This is a genomic window from uncultured Acetobacteroides sp. (assembly GCF_963667355.2).
Lineage (GTDB): Bacteria > Bacteroidota > Bacteroidia > Bacteroidales > ZOR0009 > Acetobacteroides.
Genome location: NZ_OY763328.2, coordinates 3,660,768 through 3,673,739, shown reverse-complemented (window position 1 = coordinate 3,673,739; position 12,972 = coordinate 3,660,768). Strand labels below are relative to the sequence as shown.

Sequence of the window (12,972 nt, the reverse complement as noted above, 5' to 3'; positions counted from 1 at the left end):
AAGTCAAAAACAACGCCTCTCTTCGTTCTAGAATTGAGTATTATCGCAAATAATCAATGATCAAAAGCCATTTTCCAATTAGAAAATGTAATCGGAAGAGTTTGTATAACCAGGATTCTGTACCAAAACTCCTTTTGAAAGTTGAATTTGATTGTTTGGAATCATAAGAAAACCACCAGTTGCTTTAACTCTCGCATCGATCTGATCGAAATAACCATTATTACGATCAGCATTAATGGTACTTGGAACCTTCATATTAAATATTTTAGCCCCAGTCATATTCTTCTTAAGCTGAACGCCAGCCTCTTTACCATACCAACGTAGCATATCAAAATAGCGAATACCTTCAAAAGCAAGTTCGTAACGACGCTCCTTCATAATGTTATCCAAATTTACAGGAACTGAAGTCAGTCCTACTCGACCACGAACATCGTCAAAATACTTTTGGGCATATTTACTTCCCAATTCTGCACCCATTAACATTACATCAGCTAAACGGAGAACAACGACATTTTGAGTATTATTCAATGAGAAATCGTCGTCAGCCCCATATAATTTAACGCTATAGTTCTGCTTTTTCCCACCATTAAGGACATTAATTGGAATATATTTTTTAGCAATATAGCCCGTTTCCTGCCACATCATATCCGCACCCCAAACAAAGGTGTCAGTACCTTCAGAGGTATCATCAACCTTCCAGATAGACCCTTGTTTTCTAATGTCGTCATTAGGCCACTCTTCATAAAACTTAGGGTTAACAGGCCCCATGCCCCAACCATGCCCAAAAGGAATTTGAGCTTCTGCATTTCTAAGACCAAAGAAGAGGTTAATCTTGTTACAATAGTAATTCTTCTCGCCCCAAACACTAGATTTAATAAAGTTGAAGTTTATTTGGAATATATTTTCCTTATTTGCACCTGTTTCGCCAACCCATACCAACTTATTGGCCTTTGCATAACCATACGAATCTTGAGCAATAGAATATGGCCACTGATTTCTAAAATCGCCAACCAACGAATGTCCGCTATGGGCAATACAATCGTCTACCCAGTCGATAACATTTTGCTTGGTAATAGTACCTCCTCCAGGTAAAGCAATTTCTGTTTTATTATAGTATCCAGTGTAGAAAAGAAACATTCTAGCCATTATACCTTCTGCAGCCCACTTTGTTGCACGCCCCATATTTTCGGTAGTTAATGGCTTTGCAGGAAGATCTTCTATTGCCGTTTTTAAATCTAACGCTATTTGACCATAGATTTCCTCTGGTGTAGCCTTGGGTAAGTTTACAGGTTCGGCAGTAAGTACTAATGGAACCTGACCAAACAAACGAGCTAAGTCGAAGTAGAAGTAAGCACGTAAGAAACTGGTTTCTCCAATAATTTTCTTTTTACTATCCTCACTCGTAAACTTAGCATTTCCGATAGTACTTAACAGCGAATTACAACGATATATCCCCTTGTAATAAGTTGCCCAACAACTGTTGTATTGATTATCATTGGTTACACGAAAAACATTCATCGCTTGAGGTTCTCTGTCATTTTGTCCACCACCACCAAAACGATCATCTGACATCAATTCCGAAATAAGCAAAATGTTATCGGTACCTGCAAAAGAAGGCAGTATGCTATAGGCTCCTACCAATGCTTGATTGGCTTCTTCTTCTGTTCCTGGGAAGTTTGACCCTGTTTTCTTTGTTAACTCTTCAGTATCCAGAAAACTCTGACTACATCCTACAAAAAAGAGCGCACAAAGTGCTAATAAATATATCTGTTTCATAAATTAACGAATTAGAATTTAATACTTGCACCAATTAGGAATGTACGAGGTGTTGGGTAAAAACCTATATCAACACCACGAACCCATCCATATGCTGTATCGTCAGAACTGGTTCCAATTTCTGGATCCATACCTGAATATTTAGTAAAGGTATACAGGTTTTGAACAGTAGCATATAGCCTGATTTGTTGAAATGGAAGTTTCTTTAACAAGTTCTTGAAGTTGTAACCAAAGGTTACATTGTTAATTCTTAGGTAATCTCCATTCTCAATATCCAAATCAGATGTGTTCATTAGATTGATGCTAGACCCACTTAGTACTCTGGGTATTCTGTTAGAGGTTCCCTCTCCATGCCACCGATTTAAAACATCGGTAGTATAGTTATCTTCTGGGCTTCCAGCACTATGAAACTGACGAGCAATCTGGTTACCTGCAACCCCATTGGCAGATACAGAAAAGTCGAAACCTTTATACTCACAGTTAAAGTTAATGGCATAAAGCGCATCAGGATTACCATCACCTAGATTAGTTTTATCCTTATCGTCGATAACACCATTGCCATCTTTATCCACAAAAATAACATCACCAGGCTCAGCAGAGGGTTGAATGACCTTACCATCCGCATTTTTGTAGTCTAAAATTTGCTGAGCATTTTGAAAAATACCTTTGGTTTCGTATCCCCAAAAGTAGCCAACAGGTTTGCCAACCTCAGCTCTTGCAATATAGGTTCCATTACCCCATAGCTTGACATTTGATGCCGCAATTATACCTTGACTATTGGCAATACGTGTTACCTCATTCTTATTGTAAGAAAGATTTGCTGAAACACCATACTTAAAATCGCCGAGGCGATCGTTCCAGTTTAGGCTTAATTCAAAACCTTTATTCTCGATGTCTCCTCCATTAATATAAGGCGCTGAATTTTCATCGATACCCCAACTAGCAAGAACAGGTGCCGCTAGAAGCCAATCAATTGTTTTCTTTTTATATAAGTCAAAAGAAATACCTAATCGGTTTGATAAAAGACGAGCATCAAAACCTAAATCCAATTGCTCCGAGGTTTCCCAAGACAAATCGGAAGTAGCAAGGTTCCCTGGATACGCACCTAACGATGGGGTACTCTTGGTATCACCAAAATAGTAGTTAGATGGTGCGGATGGTGCATTAAAACTAATTAATGAAAGATATTGAAAAGCTGGAATATTAGCGTTACCGTTGCGTCCCCAACTTGCGCGCAATTTTAAGAAATCGAGAGTACCTTTTAAGGAATTCATAAACGATTCGTTGGTAATCACCCAACCTGCAGAAGCAGATGGAAAATACCCCCAACGATTGCCCTTTGCAAAGTTTGACGATGCGTCTGCTCTAACTATCATCGACAACATATAGGTTTCCTTATAGTCGTAGTTGGCTCTACCAAAGTAGGATATTATTCTATTTGGTGCATAAGGTTTTCCCCCTATTGTTGCGGTACTTGCAACCTTTGCATTATCAATATAGGCATGTTTGTAATCATCAAAAATGCTGTTATCATTTGATACAGAAAGATCTTCACCAATACCGCTCTTTTCAGCCGAAGTACCAACTACCGCATTTATACTATGCACATCATTAATCTTAGTGGCATAAGACAGCGTATGTTCCATACTCCAGTTGTAGCCCATTCCCATATTCTGTGTAGTTCCATCAGAGGTTCTTTGGGCACTAGGACTTAACTCGTATGTAGGTACGTAGCTGCGATAAGAATTAGAATTTTGATTGTAGCTAAAACTGCCACGATAGGTTAGCCCCTTAATTGGTTGGACCGTAATATACGCGTTGCTATTTATGCTATAATTTTTCGAAAGATTTAAACCGTGACCATAGTACATCAAACCAATTGGATTCGCTTGGTTAGATGTAAATGGAATAGATTTATGATAGGTTCCAACAATATCATTTCCATTTGCATCACGAGCATACAGAGGTAGAAATGGATTAACACGGATAGCCTGATTAATGTCGTTGTACCACATGTTACCAGTTGCAATAACATGATTCTCTGACTTAGAATAGTTCAAATTTTCCCCAACTTTAACCACATCCCGTCCATTAACCTTATAAATGGTATGTTCCGAATTTAACCTAAAACTGTAACGCTCATAATGCGAAGGTACAGGTGTTCCAAAAATACCATCCTGAGAAGAATAGGTAAACCCTGACGAAAAGACAGATTGGTCTCCTCCTCCTGTAATGCTTACAGAATGGCTTTGAATTGGAGCATTCTTATTCTCCAATTCCTTAAGCCAATTCGTTCCACTCCAAGTCCCGTTCTGTATTCTATCCCAATCTCCAGCATCCATCATCGAAGCAAAATCATATGGTTTTAGATTCGAGTTAACCGCTGCCTCGTTCTGAATCATCGCATACTGTTTAGCATCTAGCATTGGAAGACGCTTGTACAAATTTTGTACTCCATAATAACCATCGTACGAAAGAGATACCTTGCCAGACTTACCCTGCTTTGTGGTTACGAGTACAACACCATTTGCAGCACGAGAGCCATAAATTGCAGCAGAGGCGGCATCCTTTAGAATATCTATTGATTCAATGCTTGAAGGATCGAGATAGTCGATATTACCAAGCACTACTCCATCTACAACATACAAGGGTTGAGAGTTTCCAATTGTTCCTATACCACGAATATTCACCTTAAAGCCGGCTCCTGGTTCTCCTGAATTTTTGACAATGTTCACACCTGGAGTTTGGGTTTTCAGTGCATTTAGGGGTGATACCGTACTCATCTTTTGGATTTGGTCTCCTTTTACCTGCACAGTTGCTCCCGTAGAAAGCTTCTTTTTTTGAACTCCATAACCGACCACCACAACTTCGTCAATTGCCTGTGCATTATCTTTAAGCACAACTTTGATTGGTTGTCCGTTGTACTTAACTATCTGGCCTTCGTAGCCAATAAAAGAGAATACCAGTTCCTGCCCGATAGCCACAGAAATTGAGAATCTACCATCAATATTAGTAACGGCACCATTCGTTGTTCCCTTAACCAATACGCTAACGCCAGGCAATGGACTGTTATCTGCAGCAGATACAACTACCCCATCTACCTTTTTTGCTTGGGCATACAAATCGGATGCACCTAGCATAAGAATACTAAACATTACTGCCGCCAGAACTAACCTGACATTCAGCAGACAGTACCTACAAGGTTCTGTTTTGTTTGGTCTTTTCATAAAATTCTAAATTAGGTTATTCACAGTTTTCGTTCCGTTATTTTACAAGGACGACAACCTTGTTGCCATCATATTCTATCTGCTCATCGGCAGGAGATTCTATTGTTTTAGGTGTTTGTTTACCAACCCAAACGATGTTAAAGCGAATGTTCTTCTGCATTTCAGGGTATTCGCCTTGTCGATTGCCAATTGTTAGGGTTTTATCTTTCTCGTTGTAGCTTATGTCTATAGTGGAGAAGTGTCCGTTTTGATAGCCATACGAGGTTCCATCGTCGTTGTACAGCCTAAAGGTTGCGTCCTTACCCGTATAAACCATCAAGGTTATTGGTTCGCTTGACTTCTCAGCAGCATATTGAACAGCAGGACCTACAGGAATTATCGACCCCTCCTTTGCAAATAGAGGCATCAGACCGTAAGGTGCTGCAACCGCTTTGGTTTGTCCTCCATCGGTGAAGGTTCCGGTATAGAAATCGTACCAGCCATTCCCCGAAGGGAAGTAAACACTACGCTCGCGCTGCTTATACTTATACACCGGGCAAACCATGAGCGCCGAACCAAACATGTACTGATCGGAAATGGTAAGCACATTGTGGTCGCTGGCGTAATCCATAACAAGCGCACGCATTATAGTGTAATCATCGAAAAAGGTTTTGCCAGCTAGCGTATAGATGTACGGCATTAGGCGGTAGCGAAGCTTATCATAATAAACCATGCTCTGATAGGCTGGATGCGTTTCTGGCGCGAGGTTGTAGATTTCGCGGTAAGGATACTGACCATGCACGCGGAATAGAGGGCAGAATGCACCAAACTGCAACCATCGGGTGTTGAGCTCGCGCCACTCCTCCAAATCTTCGCTTCCCTCTTTGGCCACCTCGTAGCGATGCTCGACGCAGAATCCGCCGATATCCATAGTCCAGTAAGGAATACCAGCAATGGCAAAGTTTAGGCCTGCTGAGATCTGCGCCTTCATATCCTCCCAACGGGTGCCAATATCGCCACTCCACACCGCTGTTGAGTACTTCTGCAGCCCAGCAAATCCGGAACGGGTAAGCAGGAAAACACGCTTATTGGCATCAACCGAGCGCTGTCCATTATAGATTGCCATCGCATTCATCAAGGCGTAGGTGTTGAAGTACTGGGTTGAAGAACCTAAGGCTGTTGGGGTCATGAGTTTCTTGCGGTACTCGATGCTGGAGTTCGAAAGAATATCGGGTTCCGAGGCGTCCATCCACCAAGCATCCATGCCCTTCGAGTAGATGTGCTCGTTCATCTGATTCCAGAATAACTTACGGGCATCGGCATTGTAGGCATCGTAAAAAGAACCAAGGTAGCCGTTGCCAATCCAGTCGAGGATGCTATCCTTTATGGCCTGCTTGTACATCCACCCCTTGCTGTCAAACTCTTTGTAATGCTGGGTGGTGGCATAGAACTTTGGCCAAACCGATATCATGATATGGGCGTTCAAGCCATGCACATCATCTATCATCTGCTTGGGATCAGGGAAGCGGCTTTTTTCGAATTCGTGGCTTCCCCAGGCATTTTCGGGCCAGTACGACCAGTCGAGCACAATATTATCCAATGGGATGCTCCGCTTGCGGTACTCCTTTATAACCCCAAGAATCTCGTCGGCGGTTTTGTACCGCTCGCGGCTCTGCCAGAAGCCCATGGCCCACTTGGGCATGATGGGAGCCTTACCAGTTAGCGCACGGTACCCTTTTACCACCTCATCGGCATTTGCCCCTTGTATAAAGTAGTAGTCGATCTGATTGGCCATTTCGGACCACAGCGACAGCCTGCCCTGCTCTTTGGGAGCAACTGGGCTGAGCGCCTTAAGGCTTATGTAGGACTTTCCTCCATCGGGTTTCCACTCTAGGCGGATATCGTACTTCTTCCCCTTCTCGAGCTTCATGTCGAACTTGTAGGTGTTCGGATTCCAGGCGGTTCTCCAACGTTCGGCAACCACCTCCTTGTTATCCACGTAAACCTTGGTGTAACCAGCGTAGTAAAGGCTGAACTTGAAGATTCCAGATTCCTTAGGTTCAATCTTCCCTTTCCATACAATCTTCGAGTTGTAGAATGGAAACTTATCGGGAAAATTGGTGATTGTCGTAAGGTTCTCGTAGTCTACGGAAGCCTCGCTACGCACGAGCATGGGCTTGATGGTATCGCCATTGGCATAGTATAGCGCAGATAAAGTACCTGGCTTGCCATTAGCATCGTAGAGATTAAACTGGTTTAGGTTCGCATACGCGCGGGGATCCCCAAATCTGGTGAGCGAATAGCAATCCCAAAGGATACCGTACCCCTTGTTCGATTGAACAACTGGGTTGGATACTTTTGTATTGTACTGGAACAGCGTCTCGTTTTTCCCCTTATAGTTGAACTCATCGGATTGATGCTGGCCAAGGCCATAAAACGCCTCGTCGGCGGGCGATTCGAATACCTGACGAATGGTGTACCCGTTGGTATTCTCTACGGTAATGGGGGCGAATGACTTTTCACCTCCGACCTTTTCCTGTAGTAGCACCTTACCCTTTGCATCGAAGAAGGTAACCGCCCCTGTTGCCTTGGCTACACTTGCGGTTAGCTTAGCGGTTTGTAGAAGCACCGAAGCCTTATCCTCCTTTACGGAAAAAGGAGCTGTTGCCCTTGCCGATTCATCAACTATTAGGCTTGGAGTAGCATTAAATGCAGCATCGGGGGTGGCCGTTACCCTTATGATATTGTCGGCATACACCTTTAGCCTAATCTGCCTTACGCCATGCTCCCCTTTCTTCTTCAGCATTACAGTCACGCCATCACTGCTCTTTGTGCCCTGAAATCCGAGCGTGACAACTGGTAGTAAAACAGCTAGCGAAAAAATTAGTCTTCTCATCTATAAATCTCTTTTCAGCCTTAACGGGCAGATGTGTTTGCATTCATTAACGCAGCCAAAGTATTACAATATGGGATTACCTACGGGGGTGATTTGATTTTGACAAGGGGGTTAAATGTATTTGGCGTACGATTTAACACTAAAACCCAGCGATTATCGCCAATTTATTACCAACACCCCCTACCTAGAGTTAACATTTAGTATGTCAACCAGTGCTAACTACGTTAAGCACAGTACCGCCTCCATGGCAGGTATGCAACAGGGCAAGTGAGCCACTACAAAGTAGGACTGCCGCCAATTTTAGAGTGGTAGTCAGAAAAAAGCGACCTAGCACAGGGAACCTTCGCGAAGAGCCGAGGAATTTCACTTCTAAAAGGTAGCAGTATGGGGCAGAACGTCGCTCCCACGAAGACCGAAGAGGCTGCCCCCCCCTATCGTATAGCTACGGCAGCTCTAATCGGTACCCGGAACTACTACCGTATAGCTACGGTAGCTCTAATCGGAACCCAAAACATCTGCCGTATAGCTACGGTAGTTCTAACCGGAACCGGAAACACCTTCCGTATAGCTACGGTAGTTCTAATCGGAACCGGAAACATCTTCCGTATAGCTACGGCAGCTCTAATCGGTACCCAAAACTCCTACCGTATAGCTACGGTAGCTCTAATCGGAACCGGAAACACCTTCCGTACATGCATGGAAACTCCCGTTGAAACTCAAAGATCCAACTTGTGAAGGTGCAAACCTCTGCCAGCTTTATCTCAACAGCTAGTAACCTGCTTGAACTGCTACGGCTGAAACAGCGTCAACCGACAGAGCACGGCAACGCCAGCCATTCGGCGACTGGCTTCTCACCAAAAGAGAGGAAATAGTTGATAGGGCGGCAGGCTACAGCCCTACGGTAAAAGAGCGACAGCCTGCCGAGTTTGATTCTCGGCGCTACACGCTATCCGACTCGCCAGGCTTGTCAAACTTCTGCTTGTACTCCGACGGCAGCACCCCAAATTCGTCCTTGAAGTAGCGACGGAAGATCTTCGGATCGTTAAAGCCCACCTTATACGCCACCTCCGACACGGCCAGCTGGCTCTTTTCGAAGTACTGCGCGGCGCGCTTTAACCGCAGGATGCGGATGAACTCGATGGGGGTTTTCCCGGTTATCGAAAGGAGCTTCTTGTAGAGGTGCACGCGGCTCATGGCCAGGTGGCTGCTGAGTTCCTCGACGGAGAGGTCGGGGTTGCCGATGTTGGCCTCAACGTAGTCGACCGCCTTCTTCAGCAGCTTATCGTCGAGCGAGCTGATGCTAATCTCCGACGGCTTAATCTCCTTCTTCTGCTGAAACTTCTGCTGTACGCTCCTTCGAAGCTCCACCAGCCGCTTTATTTTCAGCAGCAGCTCGTCCATAACGAATGGCTTGGAGAGGTAGTCGTTGGCGCCAGCCTCTAGGCCGGTCAGTTTGCTCTCCTCGCCCAGCTTTGCCGTTAGCAGGATAATGGGGATGTGCGATGTCCTAACGTCGTTCTGCATGCGCCGGCACAGCTCAAAACCATCCATTTCGGGCATCATCACATCGCTAACCACCATATCGGGGATTGCCTCCACAACCAGCTCCCAAGCCTCCTTCCCGTTCGGTGCCGTAATAACGTTGTACGACTCCTTGAGGATCGAAACCATAAAGTCGAGGAACTCGTCGTTGTCGTCCACCACCAGCAGCGTTGGAGCGTTGATTAGCACCTGGGTGTGCGCATCTTCGTAGGCAATTTCTGTACTAGTCCCCTCCTCTTGCTCCTCGATAAAGTTCTCCGGAACAAACGCCACCCGCTTTACGGGTAAGCTGATGGTGAATTCGCTTCCTCCACCAAGTTCGCTTTTTACATCGATAGTTCCCTCGTGCATCTGCACAAACTCGTAGGCGATATTTAGCCCAATGCCCGTTCCTGTCACCGTCTGGTCGTTGGGCTCTACCCTGTAGAATCGGTCGAAAATGTGCGGCTGATCCTCGGGACTTATCCCCTTGCCCGTATCGCGAACGATGATTTGGAGCACCTCGTCCTCCTCCTCTCCCGCGGCAGCTACCTCTACGGCCACCTTTCCGCCATCAGGCGTATACTTAAAGGCGTTCGAAACAATGTTGGCCACGGCCTTGTACAGCTTATCCGAATCGAAATCGGTGTAGTAGCTTTGTAGCGTCGAACTAAAGGAGAAATGCACCTGCTTCTTAGCCGAAACCTCCTCAAACGAGGAACAAATCTCCCGCACAAGGGATACTATATCGCCAGTAGACTTCTTTATGGTATGCGCATTGGCATCAATCTTTCTAAAATCCAGCAGCTGATTAACCATATTGAGCAGTCGAATGGAATTACGATGTGCCACCGATACAATTTTCTTATCCTCCACGTTGGATATCCGCCTAGCCAAGCGCTCCAACGGAGAAATAATGAGCGTAAGGGGAGTGCGCAGCTCGTGGCTGAGGTTGGTGAAGAACTGCAGCTTCATCTCGTCCAAGTCGAGCCGCTGCTGGGTTTCAAACCACTCCTGCTTCTCGGCAAAGATTTTTTCCTGCCTTCGGATAAAGAACATAACAATGCTGTAGATTCCATATACGGCCAACAGAAGATAGAAGATAAAAGCAGCAGGAGTAGCCCAAAATGGAGGTGCAATAGTAATTTCAAGCTTGGTAGGCCTCGAACTCCAAACCCCATCATTGTTGGCACCCTCCACCATAAAGGTGTACTTTCCCGGATTGAGGTTGGTGTAGGTAACCTTTCGGGCGCTGGCATTCACCTCGGTCCACTGCTTATCAAACCCCTCCATGAAATACCGGTATCTATTTTTCTGAGGGAGGAAGTAACTTAGCGCGGCAAACTGCAAGCTAAAGTTGCGCTCGTTATATTTTAGGTGGATGGTTTGAACCCGATCCTCTTCGTTAAGGAGCCCAATACTGCTACGGATGCTATCCTTCTTGCTAATCGACGAGTTTAGAACCGAGAAATCGGTAAAGGCAATCTTCGGAACAACCCTGTTATAAATAATTCGGGTAGGATCAAATCGATTAAATCCGCTTGGCCCGCCAAAAACGACCTCCCCCTTCGATGTCAGAAAGGCACTATTAACATTAAACTCATTTCCCTGAAGCCCATCGCTTTTATCAAACTCCTTCACGAAATACGAGTAATCACCATTCTGGTTTTGCTTTAGTTTAAGCACAAATAGCCCATTACACGTCCCAAGCCAAATGCTTCCCTGCCGATCTTCAGCAATGGTAACAACCGTTTCATGGAGCACATCCGACTTAACAGGTAGATTCTCAAACCGCGATTTGGCGTAGTTGAATACCTTTATTCCCTCCTTGGTAGCAATCCAAAGTAGGCCCCTACGGTCAACATGCACATCGTTTACAAACAAGTTTGTGGAGACCCGCTTGCTCCCCTTGACATAAAAGTACGGGCTGCTTGCACCTGTCGCTGGGTTAAGCCGAGTAATACCACTAGAGTGGGCAACGAGTAGGTACCCCTCAGGGTCCTCAACAACACGGCATATTTGCCCACCTCCCATTTTATAGTGAACGAACTTCCCAGTTCTTCCATCGAACCGATCCAAATCGCCATTAAGCGTACCAACCCAGAGATTCTTGCGCCTATCAACATACAAGCTGTAAATGCTATTTGAAGAGATACTTGTGCTTTTGACAGGATCCTTTTTATAGTGAACAAAGGTTTTACCATTAAAATAGTCTAGCCCTCCCATATAGGTTCCAATCCAAAGGTTTCCCTTCCCATCACCTTTAAGGCTCACTACAATATTGCTCGATATCGAATTGGCACCCTCACCAGAATGCTTATAAACAATCGGACTACCACCCTTTCTATCGTACTTAATAAGGCCACCCCCATTTGTTCCAACCCATAGGCAACCGCTATTATCTTCATAGTAGCAGTTGCAGTCATTTTTCAGATAATCTTCCGATTTCGATTGAGGATAAACCGTTGTCTTGAACTTAAAGACGCTCTCGTGATAGTAGGACACCCCCTGTTTATAGGTTCCAACCCACATTATGCCAAGGTTGTCGCGATAAACGCATGTCGCCGAGTTTTGTGCCAACGACTGCATATTAGTAGGATCACTCCTTAGGTAGTCCACCTTATTCGACCTAATATCGATAATATTAATTCCCCCATGATCAGTTGCTACCCATATTCTCTTTTTTGAATCCTCTTCCAATCCAAAAACCAAATTAGAGGAAAGTCTCATCCCCGAAGAACTGCTGCTGATACAATTCCAATACCGTGTACCCCTACTGTAATGGAATATACCATCATTCAACGAATAGGAGTAAATCCAAATATCCTCGTTACTATCTATAAACAGCTGGCTTGTCTTCGAAGTACTATACTTTTTTATAAGCAATCCATTCGATGATAAACGAGCATTAGAGAGAGAACTATAGCAATCAACTCTCCCATTACTATATAATATCCAAACCTTCCCTTTTCGAGAAAAAATGTCAACTACACGCAAGCCATTAGGTTGAACGCTCCGAAAAAAGCAGATTAGCTTCTTTCCACGATAATCCCTCTTGTATAGCGTTCCATTGGCAAGCAGGAACCAAATATTTTTACCCTTATCAAAAAAGATATTGTCCACGCCACTTCTTATCCCAAATCTTAGCAGCTCGCTTTTTGCATCTTTGATAAACGAATCCGATAAAGGATCATACACTGAATAACCACTTGCAGTTTTCACCCACAAATGCCCATCATATGACTCACCTATCTTTTTTATGATGTTATTGCCAATGGAATTTGGCATACTAGAGTTATGCTTGTAAACTTTAAAGTTGTACCCATCGAAGCGATTTAGCCCCGATGCTGTACCAATCCAAAGAAATCCTCTACTATCCTTCTGAATACAGCTGATTTCGTTGTTCGACAGCCCATCGGACATAGAAATCCTGCTAAAATTGATTGACTGTGCGCTTGTTCGTAAGGCAATAAGCAAACAAGCGGCAACAATCAGCCTAGCAACGCATTTTACCATTATTCAAGTGTTAATTTCGGCAGACCAAAATAACACTTATTTACATAAAAAACACTT

At 44.3% G+C, this 12,972-nt stretch carries 4 protein-coding genes; all 4 read right to left on the bottom strand.

What is annotated here, in order from left to right; translation table 11 throughout:
* Window positions 1-78: 78 nt before the first annotated feature.
* Window positions 79-1,776 (bottom strand): RagB/SusD family nutrient uptake outer membrane protein, encoded by a 1,698-nt coding sequence (locus tag ACHZA1_RS15195; RefSeq protein WP_320052712.1) that lies wholly within the window; start codon window positions 1,774-1,776, stop codon window positions 79-81.
* Window positions 1,777-1,787: 11 nt separating this feature from the next.
* Entirely contained in the window at window positions 1,788-5,003 is a 3,216-nt protein-coding gene (locus tag ACHZA1_RS15190; RefSeq protein WP_320052711.1) for a TonB-dependent receptor, read from the bottom strand.
* 37 nt (window positions 5,004-5,040) lie between these two features.
* A complete protein-coding gene (locus ACHZA1_RS15185; protein WP_320052710.1) occupies window positions 5,041-7,878 on the bottom strand; it encodes a TIM-barrel domain-containing protein in 2,838 nt (945 codons plus the stop codon).
* 939 nt (window positions 7,879-8,817) lie between these two features.
* Complete coding sequence (locus ACHZA1_RS15180) at window positions 8,818-12,915, bottom strand: two-component regulator propeller domain-containing protein (RefSeq protein ID WP_320052709.1); 4,098 nt, start codon at window positions 12,913-12,915, stop codon at window positions 8,818-8,820.
* Between the last annotated feature and the right edge of the window lie 57 nt (window positions 12,916-12,972).

Coding starts and splice junctions, on each gene's coding strand:
- ACHZA1_RS15185 (WP_320052710.1), bottom strand. CDS start 7,878: ATGAGAAGACTAATTTTTTCGCTAGCTGTTTTACTACCAGTTGTCACG.
- ACHZA1_RS15190 (WP_320052711.1), bottom strand. CDS start 5,003: ATGAAAAGACCAAACAAAACAGAACCTTGTAGGTACTGTCTGCTGAAT.
- ACHZA1_RS15180 (WP_320052709.1), bottom strand. CDS start 12,915: ATGGTAAAATGCGTTGCTAGGCTGATTGTTGCCGCTTGTTTGCTTATT.
- ACHZA1_RS15195 (WP_320052712.1), bottom strand. CDS start 1,776: ATGAAACAGATATATTTATTAGCACTTTGTGCGCTCTTTTTTGTAGGA.